Origin of the sequence: Ruminococcus sp. 1001713B170207_170306_F1 (assembly GCF_015668065.1) — a bacterium.
In the GTDB taxonomy this organism is placed as follows: domain Bacteria; phylum Bacillota; class Clostridia; order Lachnospirales; family Lachnospiraceae; genus Blautia_A; species Blautia_A faecis.
This window is the reverse complement of record NZ_JADPEX010000033.1, coordinates 32,558-52,780: the sequence shown is the minus strand read 5'-3', so window position 1 is coordinate 52,780 and position 20,223 is coordinate 32,558. Positions and strand designations below refer to the sequence as shown.

Here is a 20,223-nt window from a genome sequence, read left to right as displayed (position 1 = left end):
TCGCCTTGGTAGGCCACTGCCCTGCCAACTAGCTAATCCAACGCGGGTCCATCTTATACCACCGGAGTTTTTCACACCGAACCATGCGGTTCTGTGCGCTTATGCGGTATTAGCAGTCATTTCTGGCTGTTATCCCCCGGTATAAGGCAGGTTACCCACGCGTTACTCACCCGTCCGCCACTAGAAATAAATTAAATCGACCGAAGTTTCAATAAAGTATTTCCCGTTCGACTTGCATGTGTTAAGCACGCCGCCAGCGTTCATCCTGAGCCAGGATCAAACTCTCTGTAAAAGTGTTTGATGCACTCAAGACAACCAACTAGCTTAGTTATCTCTCGTCATTACTGTTATAAAAAGTTCATTCTTTTGAATGATGATTCGTTAAGAATTTTCGAGAATCGTATGTGTTTCACTGTTTAGTTATCAAGGTTGTTTGTCTGTCATCTCTTTGCGACAGCCTGTTTACTTTATCATATCTTTCAGATCTTGTCAAGCACTTTTTTCAAAAGTTTTTCAGACCTTCAAGAAGCTGTATAAAGTTGTTTGTTTCTGTCGTTCTGTTCAAGCGACTTGGTTACTTTATCATAAGTTCAGTCATTTGTCAACAGTTAATTCGAATTTTCTGAAAACTATTTTATTTTTCAGTATTTCAGAAGCAATTCCTTGCGACAGCTTGTTTACTATACCACTATCGCAAGGAATCGTCAAGCACTTTTTACAAAAAAGTTTATATTTTTTTGTGCAGATTGTTTTCCAGCATATGTTGATGCAAATACTTTTCCCTGGTAGCTAAACCACCTCTGATATGTCTCTCTGATTTATTCACCTCCAACACAGCCCTGGCCTGCCTTGCAAGTGCTGGATTTAAGCTTGCAAGTCTGGTCGTCACGTCCTTATGTACTGTGGACTTTGATATCCCAAACCTTTTTGCAGTCTGCCTTACAGTTGCCCTAGTTTCGATAATATAATTTCCAATCTCTACTGCCCGCTCTTCAATATACTCTTTCAAAAAAACGCCTCCGCCGACGCTGTTTTTACAGTGTATGCAGAGGCGCTATATTTATATGTAAGAAAACGTTCCGTAATATTTTGCAGTTAAATAATTTCCATATTCTTCGTACATATTATAAAGTACATTATATTTTCTCAAAAAAATGATACTCATACAAATTAGTCAGCTTCTTTCCTGTAAGCGCTGCGTAAGCCCTCAGTAAAGAAGAGCCGCATCCTGCTGCGCCTACATAAAGTCCCGGGTAGCTTACAACTCTGGTGGGGATGGTTCTCCACCAGCTGTCGTACCAGGTTCGGCTGCCTCACTGGCAAAATCCAGATATTTCCGGATTCCAGTGCGACGATATACAATATCCAGAAAAACAATAAATCCGCCATCTGCAGTAATATCCTCCTGCTCGCTCCAAAACAACCCGCGTTCATCTCAAGAAGCTGCCTCCATAAGAATATCCGCTGTGCGTAGCACGAAATCGCGATACTCCTGCTTTCTTGTCACATGGTAAAGATCCTCCAGGAAATAGGCTTCTCCTACCGGTCCATTATAAGATCCTGCCGCCCATCCCGGCACAGGAATGATTCCTTTCACCTCCGAATGTAAGGTATGCTCATACCATTCCGGACCAACCTGAATAGCAATAATATGCGCAGCCGCTTCTTCTGCTTCTTTCAGCCATCTCTCATCACTAGTGGCTTCATAAAGACGGATCAGGAAAATTCCGATTCCAGCAGAACCATCATACATACTTTTTGACGTAAACATAGGAACATCTTCACGATATCCGTCCTGTCCTTCCGGAAGCGCTTTCCAGATTCTTCCATGTTCTGTCTTCACCGCCAGCGTGTCAATCCAATTCGCTGTCTCTATCGCCGCCTGAAGGTAATCTTCTGCAGTATTTTTATGAAAAATTCTTGGATCTATCCTCTTATTCATCTGATGGCCCGCCACTTCTGCACTCTGGCATAAAACTTTCAGCTCTTCACTGCCATTTTTCCTGCTTTTGAAAGTGGTTTTTCCTTTCGTTGATGTTGGTGTAAAATATGCTCTAGTTTTCATAGTATGTCAATAGGTTTTGCCAATATAACTTACCATCACGCCTCAACAAAGGCTTTCTTCTGTTCTTCCGGCATTTTGTATATCGAATCCCTATTTTTAACCTTTCGCCCTTAAGCAAAATTATCAATATATTTTCCGTTTTCAAAAATTTTAACAATCCCTACAGAGTACCATGAATCATCATATTTTTATATGGAATAAGCTCCTAAAATCTGCTATTATAGAAAACGTTGAATGTACAAATTTATTTTAAACGACAGAGGTGTTAGACATGAGTTGGTATAACGAGGCAGTTTTTTATCACATTTATCCATTGGGTTTGGCTGGGGCGCCGAAGCAGAATGAGTATGGGGAGCCTGTGCATAGGCTGAATACACTTCTTCCGTGGATCGATCATATTAAAGAAATCGGGTGCACCGCTTTATATATAGGTCCTTTATTTGAAAGTGTGGGACATGGTTATGAGACTACTGATTACAGGAAGCTTGACTCCCGTCTGGGTGACAACGAGGATCTGAAGAATTTCGTTGCAACCTGCCATGAAAAAGGGATCAAGGTTATCTTCGATGGCGTATTCAACCACACCGGACGTGACTTTTTCGCATTTAAAGATATTCAGGAGAAGCGACAGAATTCACCTTATGTAAACTGGTACTGTAATGTGAACTTCTCTGGAAATACCGAATACAACGATGGTTTTTCCTATGAAAACTGGGGCGGATATAATCTTCTGGTAAAATTAAACCAGCGCAATCCTGATGTGCAGAACTACATCTGCGATGTGATCCGTTTCTGGGTTTCTGAATTTGATGTGGATGGTATCCGTCTTGACGCTGCGGACGTTCTGGACTTTGATTTTATGAAACAGTTGCGCCGCACCGCTGAGGAAGTGAAACCGGATTTTTGGCTGATGGGCGAAGTCATCCACGGCGATTACAGCCGCTGGGTAAATGGCAGCACCCTTCACAGTGTTACAAATTATGCACTTCACAAGGCTCTTTACAGCGGACACAATGACCATAACTATTTTGAGATCGCGCACACTGTAAAATATCTGCAGAACATGGGCGACCTTGATCTTTATAATTTCGTGGACAACCATGATGTAGAACGAATTTACACCAAACTTTCCAATAAGGCGCATTTTGCTCCAGTTCATGTGCTTCTCTACACCCTTCCGGGAGTTCCAAGTATTTATTATGGTTCTGAATTTGGAATTGAGGGACGTAAGGAAAGAACCTCAGATGACAGCTTAAGACCAGCCTTAAATCTTGCTGATTATGCTGACGCAGTGGAGAAAAATCCTTGCACAGCTCTTATTGCTGCCCTTGGAAAAGTCCGCCAGAATACACCGGCTCTTAATTATGGAAGCTATGCAGAGCTTATGCTCACCAACCGCCAGTATGCTTTTGCCCGTGACCTGGATGGGGTGCGTGTGATCGTCACTGTAAATAATGATGACAATGCCGCTTCTATGGATCTGGCTGCTGGAAATGCAGCTGAGTATGTAGGTACTCTGACCGGTGAAAAAGTTTCTGTAGAAAATGGACGCATTCATGTAACCGTTGCCGGAAACAGCGGCAATATCTGGGTTCCGGCTGGGGATATGCCAGAGTATAAGCCGGTAGAGATGAATGCAAAGACACCGGAAACTACTAATACAACAGTTAAGGCTGACAACGCAGACCAGACAAAAGAGGAAGCTGCTGCCACTGTCGCAGAGCAAAATACAACTCCGATCTCTCAGGCACTGAAAAATGCTGTGAATACGGACAGCATAAAGGAAACGGTTGCGACTACTGTAGGTAACTCTGATTGCACCGCAAATGCTTCTGAAAAAGCAGCTGATGGTACAACATCTAATACTACTACCGCATCCGAACCAGCCTCCGAAAAATCTCAGATAACCGTAGACTGGTCCAAGTCCCCAGAGGACATGACCGTAGAAGAGCTTCAAGCCGGAATCCTTGCGAAAATGGCAAACAATGGTCCGGTAACCGACCAGATGAAGAAAACCGTTTATGACAATATCTGGCATGATTCCCTGGTGAACTGGCTGAAGAGCTTCCGCTGATTTGCGGCAGCCACCAGGATCTTATGCCTGCATAAATACAAAACGCCAGAATGAAATTCGCTTTACCGCATGATAAAGCTTTTCATTCTGGCGTTTTTCATTTCTCAGGCTCTAAACCATAAAATCCTATTTTTAACGGTAGCCTTTCAAATATTCCTTCTGTTCAGACGTAATCCGATAGCTTTCCACTGCCTTCTGGATAGTCTTTTTATGTACCCAGTCCGACAGTCTGTGCTGCTCAATATAAGGTACTGCAGCATCCCATTGCTTGGCCAGAGCGGTGGCAAAATACCAGGCAATCATCATGTTTACATAATATTCCTGTGATTGTACGCCAGCTGCCATTTCAAGATACTCCGGGGAAAAATCCTCGTCCAGAAAAAGGCGCATAAGCATGCCGATCCCGTAGCGAATAGTGTAGGTTTCAGTGGAGGCGATCCACTTCCGGACCTCTTCTAATACTGCTTTTTTGTTCTTACGGAAACACTTTGGCTCTGGGAAATCACAGGTGGCCCAGTTGTCGATATAGGGCAGGAATCGCTGTACTTCTTCCATACATTTCGGATAGTCCTTTATCCCAGTGATCAGCATCATATGAAGGTTATTTTCCTCATAAAACTGGTGAGGAAGCTGCTGCAAAAAGTCCTCTAATTCCGGAGTACCGGCGAATACTTTTGCAAAATTCCGAAGCACAGGAGTACGGATTCCAATAATCTTTTCCTTGGCTGTTTCGGGCATTAATTTGCTGTGGAAATCCCGATATTTTATATCCTGTAATTCGAATAACTGCTTCTGCAATTCCGTTAATTCTGCCATACACACTCCCTGTTTTTCAATCTATAACAGACATTTCACTCTAATTTTCAACGAAATTTGGGTTTTCAACTGTCGTCTTTTTAGTTTACATAATGTTTTGCATAATGCTTTTGGCTTACCAAAAACACTCATAGTTGATGTCTATTTGAGCCAATTCTATTCTGCTTTCTCTGCTGCCTCCAGGCTTGCCATCAAAAGCTCATAGAAGTCATCTTCCCCCTCCAGCTTCGGGGAGTTTTCTCCGCCGCCATTGGTACTGCGGCGCATGGTAGCATAGAAGTCTTCTCCGGCAGATATTAGGTCCATTTCATACAATTCATAGCCAAGTTCCCTGCATAATCTGCAAAAAACAGTGAGAGGATCCTTTTCCAAACGGGTGGCCAAAAGCTTTTTTCGAAGTTCACCATCTTTCAGTGCATCACCTTGCAGACGGTTCAGAATTTCCAATGTTGTCATATGCGGTACCTCCTCTGCATTATTTTCGTTTATTTTAACGCTTAATCTGCCACTGTGCAACTGTGAATTGTGGGATCATCTCAAAAAAAACACAACACCTGTCAACCATACTGGTGCGTGCAGATTATGGGAATGATTTTTCAAACAGGGCCTACACCGCGTTATGATATTCCTCCACATAACTCTGCTTCTGATCTGTCATTACTAGCATCACTTCATCCATAGCCGGGCCGATATACTGGATCTTATCTGGAGGAGCGGCGATAATAAGCTGTAATGGAAGGCGTCTCAGGAATTCCAAAACGCCGCCGATTCTTTCATCATCCATGTTATTAAAGGCCTCATCAAAGAGCACCAGCCCAGCTGCCTCGCCACCAATATTATTGCTGTAAAGCTGCACAAAAGAGGCTGCCACTGTCACATAAAACGGGGTCTGTGTCTCACCGCCGCTCTTCTCTTCACATACCTTGGAATAGTAAGAATAGGTGCCGTCATTATGAATGATCTTAATGTCATAATCCATGTAAGTACGGTAATCCGTAAACTCGTCAAGAGCCTGTGCACTGTTATCTCCACTTACCGAAAGCTGTTCAAACAGCTCCTCGATTACATCTTTATGAGCCTCATGGAAGATTCCCGAAAACAGGGATTCGCCTTGTGTCACATTGAAATCATCCATGATCATTTCATAATAATTGCGGTATTTTTTACTTGGCATAAACTGGAATTCATATCGTTCACTGCTGAAATCAATGCCCTTTAACGCCTTGTTCAGTTCCTTAAATTCCCCCTGGGCAAGCTTCATATTCTCCTGTAATTTCGCCAGAAACTGCTCATGAAATTCTGTTTCTGCCGCTTTATGGGCAGACTGTACTTTCTCCTCATAATCAAGAAGTTCAGAGTTTTTCAAACGTTCATACACCGCCTCAAATTCAGGAAAACCTTCCAGACTGGCAGCTGCACCAAAATCATGCTCGGTCTTATATTCCACCATGGCATTTATCATATTGTCTTTGGCAATCTGACATCTCTCACTGTTATATTTTCTCTTATTAGAAGGCAGTTTATAAAAATATTCACTTTGAAACTGCTCAATTGATCTTACTCCCAGAGCCTCCTTATATTCCCGATTCCAGCTATTTAAACGTTCTCCCGCATCTGCTGCAAGAGCGGTTACCTCACTCTTTCCGGTAACCTGTTTTTCCAGAAGTGTCTGTTTTCTGGCAACCAAATCCTGGATTCGGGCACGCATTCCACCGATTTTTTCCGTGTCGGAGCTGATGGTGTAATCCAATCCCCTAAGCACTTTTTCCAGCTCATCCAGCTGCAGCTGCTTCTGGATCAGGGTGGAATTTTCTTTCAGTTTTCGTATATTTTCCTCACATTTATCAATGGATTTATTTAACATACGAAGGGTAGCGATCACATCCAGACGGTACTTAATATCCACGTCACTTTCTGTAGAAAGAAGTCCCAGAATCTCTTTTGTGTCAGACAGCTTTTTCTCCTGATTTTCCATTGTTTCACTAAGCTTCTGAAATTCTTCTTCAGCCTGTGCCAGCTGTACGGTAAAAGCATTTTTGCCGATAAACGGCACACGAAATACCTCTGGTTTGATGGCACTTGCCACACGGTTCTGATATCTCATACAGCCCTTTGTGATAGAAACAGAATACTTTTTCAGGTCTTCGTAACGCTCGCACATCTGTACTTTTCCAAGGATCATGTTGCTGTACTGACGGGCATATTTGTTCTGGGAGGTGACTACTTCTGCCAGAGTTCCAGCAGGCGCAGTGTCGTATTTTTCCAGATCTTTCGTGTTGATCAGACCTACTCCGTAAACCTTTTTCTCTCTTCGAAGACGGTCATAAATACCAAGTGCAATATCGAAGTTCTCCGGTTCTACAAGCACGTAAAAACGCTGCGTATTCAGATACCCCTCCACTGCGTTTCGCCATTCCTCATCCTTAATTTCCAGCATTTCGCAGAGCACTCCAGGCTGGATTTCTCTTCCAATGCCCGCAAATTCTTCCTGTACAGACTCCACAAGAAGTTCTACACCAGATGGATAAGTCAGCTTTTTGCGTTTCAGTTTATTGATCTTTTTGCTTAATTTCTCCCATTCTGTCTGGTTCTGATTCAGCCGGATCTTCAGCTGCGCCTGCTCTTCCTGCTGTTCTCCATAGCGCATCTGTTTGAAATGGATCACATCATCTGTAAGGCTCTTTATTTCTGTTACATTGATATCACCATCCAGAGTTTGAAGTTTTTTCCGGTATTCACGGATACAGGAAGCGAAATCTGCGCCAGTTCCATTTTCTGCATTTGCAGACTGACTCATTTCGGCAGAAACTGCTGCAGAATATCCGGAAGTGTCCCCTGCCCCCATAGTCCGCAATAAACTCTCGCAGTCCCTGGCCGCCTGAGCCACGCTCTTCTTCAATTCCGTCCCCTCATTCATAGCTTCCTGTCTCTTATCCTGAAGCCTTTTTAGCTCTTTTTTCTCCTCTTCCAAAGCTACAAATTCCTGGTTATGACGCAGTTCTACACGAATATTTGTGGCAATTTCCTGCTTTTCAGAGCGCTCTTTCTGAAGCATTTCCAACTGGGCTTTCGCCTGGGAAAGACGGATTTCTTCGTTCTTTCTGGCAGTTTCCAGACTGGAAAGCTGTCCTTCCACAAGCTCCAGATCACTACGTTTCAGGAAATACTCGTACATCCTGTCCTTTTCAATACGCTCCTGTACACGCTGGTACAATTCCTGTATTTTTTTCAGTTTTTTCATGCGTTTTTTCACGTTATCAAGGGTACGTTCCATATCCTGATAAGTACGCACATTCTCCCGAAGTACATCAATATTGACTTCTTTTTCATCCAGCACGTAAGAGTAAACAAAGTCCTTAATATCGTCGATTGGCTTAAATGCAAGCGCTTTTGGAATCAGACGAAAGAACTTATCTTCAATCCTTCCAAGTCTTGCTGTGACCATTCTACGGGCTTCCATATTGGTCTTGCACCACTGGCGGATATCAATGTTGGAACCACGGAATTCTGCAATGGATTTCACCTGGTTTCCGTACAGGAAAAGATCATCTGAGATCCTGGTATTCTCCATCAGATACCGCACTGTAGTCTCCTGGCCCTCAGAAGCAGAATCCACAACAGCACCGATAATGAAATATTTATCCTTGCTTTCCTCATAAAATTCCAGGGCAACATGAGCGCTGATCTCGCCGGTACGCTCATAAGGCTGGTTTTCTTTTCCTGTTTTACAGCGGATATATCCGGTAAGCCTTCGCTTGCCATTCTCGTGGGCCGCCTTGTTAAAATAGCCGGTGGAACAGATGATCACAAACTGGATTGCGTCCAAAAGAGTGGATTTTCCAGCGCCGTTTTCACCAGATAAAAGAGTAGAATCTCCAAACTCTATGGTACAGTTATTAAACCTGTGCCAGTTAATCAGCTTCATCCTCGTCAGTTTCTTCATCGCTTTCGTTTCTTCCCTTTCTGTATGTCTCCAGTTTCTCATATGCTGCCTTAATGTCTTCTGCACGTACCACCATCAGAATGGAGTCGTAAATCAGAACACGAGATTCTTCATCTCCCATATCCTTATCCAGAAGCTCCACGATCTGATATCTTCGGAATAGGCTCAGGGCATTTCGCATGGTGGTTTTGTCGATTAATCTGTCACGGATATTAAGACTCACAAACTTATCCTGAATGTCTCCAAGGTTCACGATTACTTCCTCTATTGCGGAAAGCTCACGCTTCTTTTCATCGTAAAGAATTCGCAGGATCAGAAGTACAATGGAATCATAAAGCTTCAGATTCATCCGGTTATACCCTCTCGGACTGGTCAGCTGAATCACTCCATATTCCTCGTTTATCTCAAGGCGATAGCCAAGAACGCCCAGATATTCTTTAAATTCTTTCCTGTATTTCAGCACAAAATAATAATCTGCTTTGGTATTCTGGTTTCCTTTGCACAAAAAGCAGGTTCCCAGAAGACGGTTGCAAACCCTGCTGAAATTATCCTTTTCTTTTTGCAGCATTCCTTCCAGATATTCCATTTTCTCTCCTCCGTATCCGAAAATCTTTGAAACGGTAGCCGTTTACTTCCCGTTCTTCCAGAGTTTCTATTACATATCCCATATTTTTGCGCTGACCATAAAGGCGCACATAGATCAGTTTGATAAAATCCTCTTCATTATTAAGAGGAAGCTGGCTTGCTTCCAGCTCATCCTTTTCCGCCAGATAACGGTTTACATAGTTCTGAATTTTCTCTACACTGATCACTTTCCGGATCTTTTCTGCCATCTTTCTCATTTTCTCACGGCGAAGCTCTTCGTCTGGTTCCTCATTCTCCAGACTGGAGGGGATGAATTCCTTTTTCCCTTCTACTGCCAGATACAGAGAACTTTGTTCCAGAATAGAACACTGGTAAATACGCACCAGATCATCCAGAAAATCAATGCGGTAGATTCCCCCAAGATCCATATTTTCCCGGTTGATTTCTTCATTAATTCCCATGAGTATTTCTTTCAGCTGCCCCCGCACATCTTCATTTCCTGCCAGGAGAAATTTGGCACGGTTGATGGCAGCTCGCTGGTACTGGGTATTTTTCTGGTTGATTTCCTGAAGAATCTCGTCCATATTGCGGAAAGCCTCAATAATTTCGTGAAGATAACGGTAGGTCAGTTCCCGCCCCTCTTCCTCGGAAACCTCCCGGATAGCTGCAATCTCTGCAGATGCCTTTTCCAGAAATTCCTCATTGTGGCTTCTTTTCTCCAGGCACTGCATAATTTCCGGACGAAACTTGGAAACATTGTCAGAAGTCAACAGGCGGTGGTAGGCTTTGTCTACAATATTGGTAATGTAGTCGTTAAACAGTGCATCCATAATCTGGGCAACCGTGCTGTGTCTGGTAAGGTCATCAATGTAGTGTTTGATGTTGGAATTGAGGTTTTTCAGACCAGTGATCAGGTAGTCGGTGTTTTCCCAGATCTGCATGAGCACGATACCCGGCTTATCCATGGTGCCTTTTACCAGACTGTAAATGGTATAAATGTACCCCTGGTATTCAATTTGTTTCCCATCTGCGATATCCAGGAGTGTTTTGATTATTTTCACAGCGTATTCCTTGAAGTTTACACGCTGTACGTAGCTTTTGTCTGTTTCCACTTCGATCCAGCCGTAGTATTCCAGGCGGCGCAAAATGCCGTTAGCCCGGCTTCGGCTGTCATCAGCCTGGAATTCTTCTTCCACCAGCTGGGCCGCATTTTCCTGCCCAAAATAAAATTCCAGCTCGTCTACCAGCACTTCTCTTTCCACGCCAAAGGAGAGCTGGTGTTCCATAATGGCAAAAAGGCGGCTGATACATTCCCAGTACACAATTCGGTTTGGCGAGGATAGCGGAACAAAAAAATTGTTGGGGATTATGTGAAACATAGGGTATCCTTTCTTCAAACGTAAAACAAGGGACAAACTGCTTTGTCCCTGAAATCTTTCTTTATTTTAGCATAGCCGGTTTTATTGTACAAGGTTTTCTAAGTTGCTATTTAGTGTGTTGGGAGGGTGAAAAGTTTTTCAGGAGGGACGCATTTGGACAATGTGTATTACTCACTCGCCGGCGCAACGCTCCGATGAACTAATCGCTAACTGCGACTAATGCGTTCGGGAGAGCCCTCACGCATAAGTCTTCGTAAGCGCTGGATTTCATCTGCGCTAAGAACGCGCCTAAAATGGCTCGCTGGAGTAATACACATTGCCCAAATGCTATGTACTGGCTGGAACTGATGTTATATAAGAACTTTTTACGAAGGGGGAGGGCGAGTGATTGATTTCCCTATACTTTTTTGGTAACGATAGATTAGCAAAAAATAATAAAGTTGCGGGATACCAACTACTTCACCCCACCCCTGTTGTTGTCGTTATTGTTTCTTTTTTCCCTTTCCAGTAACCAGCGATTTTGCAACGTATATTCGCAAGCCGCGCATTTCAGGAGCGGTTTTAGTGGAGGCGAGATCCATGACTTACGGAGACTTAGGCGCGAAGGCTCTCCTGAGCGTCTTAGTCGTAGTTAGTCATTAGCTTGCCGGAACGTTGCGACGCGCGGCGGTGAATATACATTGTGAAATCGCGTCCGGGATAACGACCAACACATTAAATAGCAATTCTCAATATACCTAATATTAGCAAATGTGCCGGATAAAAAATGTAGAAGAACCACTTAGAAAAGGTTCGATGTTTTTTTGAGCGCTTTCCGTTGTAGAGATAGATGATGCAAAGTGCTGAGAGCGGAATTCCGGCGGTGGCGCCGAGGGACTGGATAACAGCCCTGGCAGGAGTGGTCTGCTCCATGTTTTCTACAAGGTTTAACAGACCAAAGAACAGCATTGCCTTTCTGAAAACCTTCCATAAAAGTTTTTTTCGTTCAGAATTCTGGCCGCCAGCCAGATGGCTTTTCTGATCAGCATTCCGGCCGCCGGCTGGCAACATTTTCCCCTGTGCATCCCGGAGGCCACAGCTTGCGAACCAATAGGTGAAGATAGGGGCAAGAAAGGCCCAGTCGCTGTAGGCGGAGGCAAATACCAGGCCCAAGATGCAGAGTGTCTGCCGGGTTCCTGAAGGGATTTTTTCCATTGCATAGAGAATTAGGAAGCACAGGAAAAGAGTGAATAGCATGTTCATGCTTACGAAACTGATGGTTCCTTCTTCTGTAAACGCAAGACAGAAGGGGATTTCGGAAATCAGGGCAAACAGCAGAAGCCGTTTGCCGTATTTCTCTTTGGAGCGGGTGTAGCCGTAACCTTCTACCAGGAAGTAGCACATGGTGATAGCGGTAAAATAACCCACGTCCACCATCACCTCAAAAAGAAAGGTACCTGGTTCCAGGAAAACGTTTGCAATATGGTTTAATAGCATGGTAAACATGGCTACGTATTTGATCTGATCCCGGTTCATGCCTCAAAAATCCTCACCAACATATCTGCCATACCCACGGAGTATCCAGCTGCTGCAAAGATACCCTGGCATTGGCCCTCGGTAATGGTCATAAGCGGCAGCTTCCCGGAATCTACGTACATGCGGCGGGCGGTCATTTCCTTGTCCTTGCCGAAATCGTGGAAGTACACCTGAATTTCAGGGAGCAGTTCCAGACATTTCACCAGAGTAGCATTCTTTAAAGATTCTTCGCTGCGAAGGATAAATATAATCTGTTTTTGTATTTTTTCATATTTTTCTTTCAATTCCATTATTTCATTAAGAATGTGCACAGTAGGCTCACGGTCTTCTTCCAGCCAGAAGAGGATGCCTCGTTCAGCCATGCCATTCTCACATTTGGCAGCATCTCCGCTTATTTTTCCCGTCAATTGGGACACCAGCACCTGATTTCCAGCCCGATTGGTCAGCTTGGAATCCGGAATGGAATGACGGTTGAACATTTCCTCCAGACAATACTCCCGAAGCTCCAGTTCCACCCGCTTCGTCTCATCTTTTTCAATATGAAAATCGTATCTTTTTCCCAGAATGTTTCCATTTGGCAGACGGTTTCCAGTCAGGATCCGGTAATCTCCCGGCATAATATCCAATTCCAGTTTTCCAGCTTCCCACTTGCGGTCGCTGAAATCCAGGGTAAGGTATCCTCTTCCGTCTGTCACCGCAATGGTCCAGTTCTGGAAATAATTCCAGTCCCCTTTTTCCCCGGCGAAGACTGTAAGATGGGATTCCTTCCGGCTCTCTTCCAATACTGCTACAAACCTCATTCCATCCCAATATTCAATAGCTCCATCAGCAGGATTCAGACGTGCCGGGATTCCCAGAGTTCTGGCGATTGCCACGAAAAGCACCTTGTGGGATTTCTCTCCGGCAATTCCAAGCTCCAGTGCTGCACCAGGAGTGGTGTATGCAGTCAGGCGCTCTTTGTCATTGCGGACTGAAATGTTCTCTTCGATCCAGGTCCAGATGCTCTTGGGATCTGCTTCAAAGGCATCCCTCTGCCCCTTGTCAAAATAGCCCAGGATCTTCTTTCTCCACCTGGTAAGAACCTCATTTTCCACGCGGGGATTCCATACATATGGAATGTAAATCTCATCTGGATTAAATTCGCGATAAACCGAGGCCTCCTGATAATGGCCCTCCAGCACTTCTGGAAAAGCATCCCTTCTGTCTTTCTCAGACAAAACAGCCATCATAGGCTCCACTTCCTTCATGGTATGTCCAAAAAGGCAGCGCTTCCACAGCGGCTGGAATTTCTCAATCTTACGTCGACAGTGTTCTGCCTCAGCGGCAATCCGGCGATTATTCTCTTCTTCCTGTTCTTGGGTAATATTCCAGCTTATTCTGCCGGTATCCTCCGGTGCATTCATGTCAAAATCCACCCAAAGCTCATCTTCATATTCCTCACCAAGAGTACAGGTAAAATGGTCGTCCTCTCTTGTGTCGATTACCTTTTCCCCGTAAGCACCATCATAAACAGCACAGATCAGCAGGCTTCCAAAACCGGTTTCAAAAGAAATACAGCCATTTTTGTCTGCTTCCATTATTGCAATCGGGGAAAATTCCCCATAGTTCATTACCTCAGCCCGTACTTTTGCCCCAGCTGCCGGAGTTCCATCCAGATCTTCCACTGTAATAGTGATCCACCTGGTTTTGGCATATTTACCAAGAAGATTAATGATCCGGTTCATTCCGTCTTTTCCGATCACTTTTTCGTCTGGCATAGCGCGGTCATACCATCTGGAGCCGATCATCATGGCCCTGGATGCTGCATTGGTAAACCAGCTCTTGTCCAGAACAGCTTCTGGCTCGCAAGCTCCCAGATAATGCCAGTCGCCATCGCACCAGACCTCTACCCAGGCGTGGTTGTCATCACAATGGGACCATCTTGGCACATACACCGGTCTTGCAGGGATTCCGGCGCTTCGCATTACATTTACCACAAAGACGGCTTCCTCACCACAGCGGCCTACACCGCTTCTGTAAATTTCCAGTGCGGAGCCGGTACGCATGTCCGTTCCCTGGTACATCACTTCTCCCGCACACCAGTGATTGATTTCCAGTGCAGCTTCCACCATGGTCTTCCCCTGGACCTTATCCTTTATTTTTTCCCAGAAATAGGTACGGCATGGTTTGATTTCTTCATCATTTGTCCGATGAAAAAGCACGTAATTCAGGAAATAAAGCTCTGGATAATTCTTTACATAAGGGGAATTTTCCCAGAGATAGATTCCCTGCTGCACATAATCCAGATAAGTGTCAAAGGTATAGTTTCCCACATCGCTGTAGGGCATATTGCTGTACAGATATTTCATTCCGATCACAATATCAGGACTTAGTGCTTCCATTCTCTTCTTTATTTCTTCCGCTTTTCCTGGCAGTTCCCTGGAAAAATCTTCAAAGTCTTTTTCTATCCGGTCTCTGTTTTTTTCAAGAAACATCTTATAATCTCCTCATCATTTTAAGCGTGATCACAATTTCACTCTAAACGGACATGCCGCCTGTCGGCGACATCTCCATATAGGAAAGTCAGCTGTTCCACGCCTATGGCGCTCCCACTTGGCAAAAATACTTTTGGGAGCAGACTTAATAAAATCGCAGTATTTCATATATCACAAGAGATTCTATTTTATATCAAGCATATTTATAATATTTCCATATCCTGCATCTTCTGCCAGCTGCTGGATCCCATCCCTTATTTCCTCCAGGGAATAGTTGTGCGCTTCCAGAAATTCATCCCCTTTGGATGCAGCATATTCGTAGAAAAACATAGCTTCTGCCAGAGCTTCTTTGTCAGCGTAATCGATCCGGTCAAGAAGTTCGTTCTCTGCCTCGTTGATCTCGCCTCTGTCCACCATGGTTTTCATATGGTAAAGCTTGTCTCCGGAAATCTGGTATTTGGATTCTACCGGCAATTCCACCTGGACATATTTTTTCCCAAGCATGACACTGGCAAGGACACGGGCAATCTCTTTGATCATACGCATAATGTAGTCTTTTTCGTCATCAGTGAACATAAATTTTCCTCCTGGATAAATGAGAGTTCGTGGCTTTAGGGTAGCACCTTCCCAACATCAGAACTATTTCTGACTACTCTTACTGACTACGGTCACAAAAACCACAAAGGTTCCGCCCTGACACCTGTATGCGTCCTGGCAGAACCTTTTGTCATTAAGCTTATTATTTCATTTTTGATATCCTTTTGTCAATATAGGATGAAAGAAATTCAACGCTTCCCTCCACGCCAAGAGTGCTGCTGTTCAGACTCAGATCATAGACGTGCGGCTCAGACCATTTGGTCTTGCAGTGGCTGTCATGATATTTCTTTCTCTTTCTGTCTTTCTCTTTGATGAAACGCTCAGCTTCTTTATCGGTTTTTCCGTAAAGACGGGCTACACGGGCAATTTTCTGATCCATGTCTCCAATAATGAAGATGGAAATCAGGCCCGCATAATCCTTCAGGATTGTCTCAGAGCAACGTCCTACAACTACAAAGGATTCTCCTTTTTCAGCCTTTTCCCGAAGAAAATTGAACTGCATCATAGCAACGTTGTCTGCTGGAGAACTGCTCATTCCTTTCACTGTACGATAAAGAAATTTGTTGTGCTTCATCTCGTCAAAGATTTCCAGTTCTTCTGGATTTACGTTATGGCTGTCTGCCACCTCGCGTAAAAGATTGTGATCGTATAAGGAAAGTCCATAGCGCTTGGCGATTCGCTCTGCAATTTCATGACCTGCGCTTCCGAACTCTCGTCCAATGGAAATGATCACCTGTTTTTGTGTTTTCATGGTATCCTCCCTTCTAACCAGAGAAATCCGCCCTTGTTTCACGGATTTTTCCGGATAAAATGCCGTTAAAAGCGGGCAAGACCAACTGTCATTTATTCATAGCATGCCAGATCCCTGGCACTACCTTCTCTCCGATAATTGACAGTTCTGCATTTCCCTCTTATGGCATTATAAATATCTTGCATAAATCATCAGCATGGAAACGAGGACAACCAGGATCGTGGCAGGTGCCATTGCCTTGCAGTATTTTCCCCATTTGATCATGTGACCGCTCTTGGCTGCTGTTGCGATACCGACTACGTTTGCAGAAGCTCCAATTGGGGTTGCACTTCCGCCGATGTCAGTACCCATTGCAAGAGCCCATGCCAGAATGGAAATATCAATTCCCTGTGCGGCTGCCAGACTGTCAATAACCGGGATCATGGTAGCTGCAAACGGAATATTATCAATAAATGCACTTGCGACAGCAGATACCCAGATAATAATGGCGATCATTACCTTCAGGTTGCCGCCGCTGACCTTACCAATGAATCCGGCCAGGATGGTAAGGATTCCAGTCTGCTCCAGACCACCAACAACTACGAAAAGTCCTACGAAAAACAGCAGTGTCTTGTAATCAACCTTTTTCAGAAGGTCCAAAGCATCTTTTCCGGAAGTGATCAGTGTCACAGCTGCGATAAATACACCGATACAGGATACGGTAAGTCCTGTCTGAGAATGTGTTACCAGAAGGACAACAGCGCAAAGGAAGATCACACAGCTGATTGTGAAGCCCTTCTTACTTACAATTGCTTCTTCCGGATCCGGCAAGGTAGACGGATCAATTTTTCCCGCATTTTCAGTAAGCTCTTTGCGGAAAATAAAGTAGAAATAGATTACAACCAGTACCAGTGCGATCACCGCGATCAGACCTGTGTTTGTCACGAAATCTGCAAAGGAAAATCCAAGTGATGTTCCAATGATAATGTTCGGCGGATCTCCGCACATGGTTGCAGATCCACCAAGGTTGGCGCAGAAAATCTCTGCAAGGATCATTGGTACCGGATTAAATTTCAGCAGCTGTGACAGTTCTACGGTAACCGCTGCAAGGAACAGGATTACGGTGATACTATCGATAAACATAGCAAGTACAAAGGACAGGAGCATAAATGTGATAAAGATCGGGATGATCTGGTATTTAACCAATTTCGCGATCTTCATGCATAACCAGCGGAAAAATCCGGAGTTTGCCATGCCTTCTACCATGATCATCATACCAGCGATGAACACGATAGTTTCCCAGTTGATTCCAGCAGAAGCTTCGCTTGCTTCACCTGCTGTGTGCCAGAATCCCGGTGAAAAAATACTATGTATGTTCAGTGTTTCAATAATTGCTGAGGGGCTGTGCATACAGATTCCAAATACAAGAATCAATGTAAGGAGCGCACATCCCAGCGTAACAATATGTCTTTCCCATACTTCTGTGATGATCAGAATGAACATCGCCAGGAAAATTACTACTGCAAAAATCTGTGCTATCATTTCTTTCCTCCATGACTGTCAAACCATGCCATCCAGATACCGACAGCAATGGCTGCAACAATCATTACTCCTATAAAAATATTAAGTAACATATAGTGTCATACCTCCAATCATATACGTTTGTTTACATGGAAAATAATTGCTCTCCACTGCAATGCTTTACTCATAATGAAAACAATTGCAGCAATCAGCAATATGAAACAATGGTATATGATCTTCAGTGCTTCTGTCCGTCCTGATGATGGATGTAACAGATGATAAACCGTCTGCCGTCAGCATCATTTCTGGTCAGCAGATGTTTCTTTGCTTTATAAAATACGGTATTCGCCAGCAGAACTGCCAGCATGATGAGCACCTGGGTTTCCACGCCTGACCTGTGGCGAAGGCGCTGGTCCGCCTCCAGCCTTACAGACACCTGCCGAAGTCCTGTCAATTCTTCTGCACTTGTCTGGGTGCTTCTGGAAAGCTCTGGTGAAATCAAAGAAGCTGAGGCCGGTTTCAGATCGTAAACATGCATAATGCTCTTCGCTTCCATGCCTGCAAAAAGCACACACAAAACCGCAACTGCCACACTGAAAAACAGGCAGACAAACCGGTTCGCACATTCGTTTTTTTTCACTTGGCCTCACCTCGATACCTAAAAAATTCGTTTTTATAATAGCAGATTTTATAAGGTTTTTCAACTGTTTTTGCAGAGGGCTGCAGGTCACCCTTTTCCATAATTATGTGCTGTTCTATATATTGGACACATCTTTTTTTTCAGGCAAAAATCGGACTGAAATGTATCTTTTCCAATGCATTTCAATCCGATTTATAATCACTCTCTTAATAAAATCCTGTTTAATTTTTACAGATTATTCAGCGTCTGTCTCCTCAGCTGCCTCGTCTGCTGTGTCAGCTTCTGCATCTGCGCTCTCGTCAGCATCTGCTGCTTCTGTGTCCTCAGCCTCTGCGTCATCGCTATCCTCGAATGGGATAACGGCTCCGTCATATTTCTCGTTGATGAAGTCTTTGATCTCGTCAGATTTTAATACATCTACAAGAGCTTTGATCTTGTCGCTGTTCTCGTTTCCTTCTTTTACTGCGATTACGTTTACATATGTTTTGGCAGCTTCGGAATCAGAGGTCTCATATGCAAGTGCATCTTTGGATACAGAATAACCAGCCTGAAGTGCATAGTTTCCGTTAAGGACAATGTAAGAAGTCTCTTCTGCAACACGTGCTACCTGCTCAGCTGCAAGCTCAACGATTTCTACGTTGTATGGGTTCTCCTCAATATCGTTTACAGTTGCCTCAAGGCCAGCACCGTCTTTCAGTTTGATAATTCCGTTGTCCTGGAGAAGAAGAAGTGCTCTTGCCTCGTTTGTGGTATCGTTCGGTACTGCGATTGTGTCGCCATCTGCGATATCATCAAGGCTGGATTTTGTTCCAGGATAAATTCCAAATGGTTCGTAGTGGATTCCGCCTGCATTTACAAGGTGAGTTCCTTTTTCCTCGTTGAAGCTGTTCAGATATGGAATGTGCTGGAAGTAGTTTGCATCGAAATCGCCGCTCTCTACAACTTCGTTTGGCTGTACATAATCATCAAATACCGTTACCTCAAGGTCGTATCCCTCTTCCTCAAGGATCGGTTTTGCTGCTTCAAGGATCTCGGAATGTGGTGTCTCGGATGCTGCTACTGTAATGGTTTTGTCATCATCTGCTGCGAAAACAACGGATGTTCCAACGGTTCCAAGTACTAATGCTCCTGTGAGTGCTGCTGCGATTAATTTTTTCATAATAAAGTTCCTCCTCTTTTTTTAAAAATATATTTAGTTTCTACATTACAATCATTTTTTGACTTATTTTCTTTTATCCAGCTTGTTGGCGATCAACATACCAATAGTCTGGAAAATCTGTACCAGTACTACCAGAAGGATAACTGTCACCAGCATAATGTCTGTCTGCCAGCGGTTGTATCCGTAACGGACTGCAATGTCTCCAAGTCCGCCTCCTCCTACAGTTCCTGCCATTGCGGAGTAACCAAGGATAGTTCCTGTTACAATGGTAGCTCCTGAGATCAAGGATGTTCTTGCTTCTACCAGCATTACCCTAAATACGATCTGAAGGTTGCTTGCTCCCATGGATCTTGCAGCCTCGATAACTCCCGGGTCTACCTCATTTAAGGAAGACTCTACCATTCGTCCGATAAAAGGGATTGCCGCAATGGTAAGGGGTACGATGGTGGCTGTGGTTCCATAGCTTTTTCCTACCAGAAATCTGGTGAATGGAATGAGCAGGATCAACAGGATCAGGAATGGGATGCTTCGGAAAATATTTGCGATCACATCCAGGATCTTATATAGTACTGCATTTGGCCGCAAGCCTTCTTTGTCGGATACTTTCAGCAGGATTCCAAGGGGCATTCCAAATACATATCCGAAGAAGGTGGAAAACAGGGTCATGTATAATGTTTCCCCTACACCTGCGATTATCATATCGGTTACTTGTTTCGTCCACATAA

Annotated in this window: 17 protein-coding genes and 1 rRNA gene; 1 reads left to right on the top strand and 17 read right to left on the bottom strand. The window is 44.1% G+C overall.

What is annotated here, in order from left to right; translation table 11 throughout:
* From I4V84_RS17140 to I4V84_RS17125, 4 genes are all read right to left on the bottom strand, one after another.
* Positions 1-292: ribosomal RNA gene (locus I4V84_RS17140) — 16S ribosomal RNA — on the bottom strand; the annotation flags it as partial.
* 435 nt (positions 293-727) lie between these two features.
* Positions 728-1,009: a sporulation transcriptional regulator SpoIIID gene (spoIIID, locus tag I4V84_RS17135; protein ID WP_118583748.1), complete on the bottom strand. Its 282-nt coding sequence runs from the start codon at positions 1,007-1,009 to the stop codon at positions 728-730.
* A gap of 249 nt (positions 1,010-1,258) precedes the next feature.
* Positions 1,259-1,423, bottom strand: a complete 165-nt coding sequence (locus I4V84_RS17130; protein ID WP_195700453.1) for a hypothetical protein — start codon at positions 1,421-1,423, stop codon at positions 1,259-1,261.
* 12 nt (positions 1,424-1,435) lie between these two features.
* Positions 1,436-2,065, bottom strand: a complete 630-nt coding sequence (locus I4V84_RS17125; RefSeq protein WP_118583746.1) for a hypothetical protein — start codon at positions 2,063-2,065, stop codon at positions 1,436-1,438.
* A gap of 271 nt (positions 2,066-2,336) precedes the next feature.
* On the opposite strand from I4V84_RS17125, the gene I4V84_RS17120 reads away from it, so the two are divergent.
* Positions 2,337-4,139, top strand: coding sequence for an alpha-amylase family glycosyl hydrolase (locus tag I4V84_RS17120; protein WP_195993029.1), 1,803 nt, complete (start codon positions 2,337-2,339; stop codon positions 4,137-4,139).
* Between the two features lie 132 nt (positions 4,140-4,271).
* Here I4V84_RS17120 and I4V84_RS17115 read toward each other — a convergent pair whose 3' ends face one another.
* The 13 genes from I4V84_RS17115 to I4V84_RS17055 all read right to left on the bottom strand — a co-directional run bounded on the left by I4V84_RS17115 (position 4,272) and on the right by I4V84_RS17055 (position 20,221).
* A complete protein-coding gene (locus I4V84_RS17115; RefSeq protein ID WP_148461585.1) occupies positions 4,272-4,955 on the bottom strand; it encodes a DNA alkylation repair protein in 684 nt (227 codons plus the stop codon).
* Between the two features lie 156 nt (positions 4,956-5,111).
* Positions 5,112-5,411: a hypothetical protein gene (locus I4V84_RS17110; RefSeq protein WP_195993028.1), complete on the bottom strand. Its 300-nt coding sequence runs from the start codon at positions 5,409-5,411 to the stop codon at positions 5,112-5,114.
* 151 nt (positions 5,412-5,562) lie between these two features.
* Positions 5,563-8,898 carry an SbcC/MukB-like Walker B domain-containing protein gene (locus I4V84_RS17105; protein WP_195993027.1) on the bottom strand — a complete coding sequence of 1,112 codons (3,336 nt, stop codon included), beginning with the start codon at positions 8,896-8,898 and terminating at the stop codon, positions 5,563-5,565.
* Positions 8,867-9,484, bottom strand: coding sequence for a DUF4194 domain-containing protein (locus tag I4V84_RS17100; protein WP_118583732.1), 618 nt, complete (start codon positions 9,482-9,484; stop codon positions 8,867-8,869). The genes I4V84_RS17105 and I4V84_RS17100 overlap by 32 nt, the downstream gene beginning before the upstream one ends.
* Complete coding sequence (locus I4V84_RS17095; protein ID WP_207748691.1) at positions 9,444-10,805, bottom strand: Wadjet anti-phage system protein JetA family protein; 1,362 nt, start codon at positions 10,803-10,805, stop codon at positions 9,444-9,446. Before I4V84_RS17095 ends, I4V84_RS17100 begins: the two co-directional genes overlap by 41 nt.
* 771 nt (positions 10,806-11,576) lie before the next feature.
* Positions 11,577-12,377, bottom strand: coding sequence for a TraX family protein (locus I4V84_RS17090; protein WP_187565169.1), 801 nt, complete (start codon positions 12,375-12,377; stop codon positions 11,577-11,579).
* On the bottom strand, positions 12,374-14,851 hold the full coding sequence (locus I4V84_RS17085) for a transglutaminase-like domain-containing protein (RefSeq protein ID WP_187565170.1): 2,478 nt from the start codon (positions 14,849-14,851) through the stop codon (positions 12,374-12,376). Before I4V84_RS17085 ends, I4V84_RS17090 begins: the two co-directional genes overlap by 4 nt.
* Before the next feature lie 183 nt (positions 14,852-15,034).
* Positions 15,035-15,427: a DUF6483 family protein gene (locus tag I4V84_RS17080; protein WP_118583724.1), complete on the bottom strand. Its 393-nt coding sequence runs from the start codon at positions 15,425-15,427 to the stop codon at positions 15,035-15,037.
* A 163-nt stretch (positions 15,428-15,590) separates the two neighbouring features.
* Positions 15,591-16,199 carry a cytidylate kinase-like family protein gene (locus I4V84_RS17075; RefSeq protein ID WP_187565171.1) on the bottom strand — a complete coding sequence of 203 codons (609 nt, stop codon included), beginning with the start codon at positions 16,197-16,199 and terminating at the stop codon, positions 15,591-15,593.
* A gap of 168 nt (positions 16,200-16,367) precedes the next feature.
* Positions 16,368-17,720, bottom strand: coding sequence for an SLC13 family permease (locus I4V84_RS17070; RefSeq protein ID WP_187565172.1), 1,353 nt, complete (start codon positions 17,718-17,720; stop codon positions 16,368-16,370).
* A gap of 217 nt (positions 17,721-17,937) precedes the next feature.
* Complete coding sequence (locus I4V84_RS17065; RefSeq protein WP_118583718.1) at positions 17,938-18,339, bottom strand: hypothetical protein; 402 nt, start codon at positions 18,337-18,339, stop codon at positions 17,938-17,940.
* 235 nt (positions 18,340-18,574) lie between these two features.
* Positions 18,575-19,498: a MetQ/NlpA family ABC transporter substrate-binding protein gene (locus tag I4V84_RS17060; protein WP_187565173.1), complete on the bottom strand. Its 924-nt coding sequence runs from the start codon at positions 19,496-19,498 to the stop codon at positions 18,575-18,577.
* A gap of 63 nt (positions 19,499-19,561) precedes the next feature.
* Positions 19,562-20,221, bottom strand: a complete 660-nt coding sequence (locus I4V84_RS17055; RefSeq protein WP_173715778.1) for a methionine ABC transporter permease — start codon at positions 20,219-20,221, stop codon at positions 19,562-19,564.
* Between the last annotated feature and the right edge of the window lie 2 nt (positions 20,222-20,223).

Bases quoted from the DNA above. Each gene is read 5' to 3' on its own strand.
- I4V84_RS17125 (WP_118583746.1), bottom strand. From the start codon at position 2,065: ATGAAAACTAGAGCATATTTTACACCAACATCAACGAAAGGAAAAACC.
- I4V84_RS17120 (WP_195993029.1), top strand. From the start codon at position 2,337: ATGAGTTGGTATAACGAGGCAGTTTTTTATCACATTTATCCATTGGGT.
- I4V84_RS17115 (WP_148461585.1), bottom strand. From the start codon at position 4,955: ATGGCAGAATTAACGGAATTGCAGAAGCAGTTATTCGAATTACAGGAT.
- I4V84_RS17110 (WP_195993028.1), bottom strand. From the start codon at position 5,411: ATGACAACATTGGAAATTCTGAACCGTCTGCAAGGTGATGCACTGAAA.
- I4V84_RS17105 (WP_195993027.1), bottom strand. From the start codon at position 8,898: ATGAAGAAACTGACGAGGATGAAGCTGATTAACTGGCACAGGTTTAAT.
- I4V84_RS17100 (WP_118583732.1), bottom strand. From the start codon at position 9,484: ATGGAATATCTGGAAGGAATGCTGCAAAAAGAAAAGGATAATTTCAGC.
- I4V84_RS17090 (WP_187565169.1), bottom strand. From the start codon at position 12,377: ATGAACCGGGATCAGATCAAATACGTAGCCATGTTTACCATGCTATTA.
- I4V84_RS17085 (WP_187565170.1), bottom strand. From the start codon at position 14,851: ATGTTTCTTGAAAAAAACAGAGACCGGATAGAAAAAGACTTTGAAGAT.
- I4V84_RS17080 (WP_118583724.1), bottom strand. From the start codon at position 15,427: ATGTTCACTGATGACGAAAAAGACTACATTATGCGTATGATCAAAGAG.
- I4V84_RS17075 (WP_187565171.1), bottom strand. From the start codon at position 16,199: ATGAAAACACAAAAACAGGTGATCATTTCCATTGGACGAGAGTTCGGA.
- I4V84_RS17070 (WP_187565172.1), bottom strand. From the start codon at position 17,720: ATGATAGCACAGATTTTTGCAGTAGTAATTTTCCTGGCGATGTTCATT.
- I4V84_RS17060 (WP_187565173.1), bottom strand. From the start codon at position 19,498: ATGAAAAAATTAATCGCAGCAGCACTCACAGGAGCATTAGTACTTGGA.
- I4V84_RS17055 (WP_173715778.1), bottom strand. From the start codon at position 20,221: ATGTGGACGAAACAAGTAACCGATATGATAATCGCAGGTGTAGGGGAA.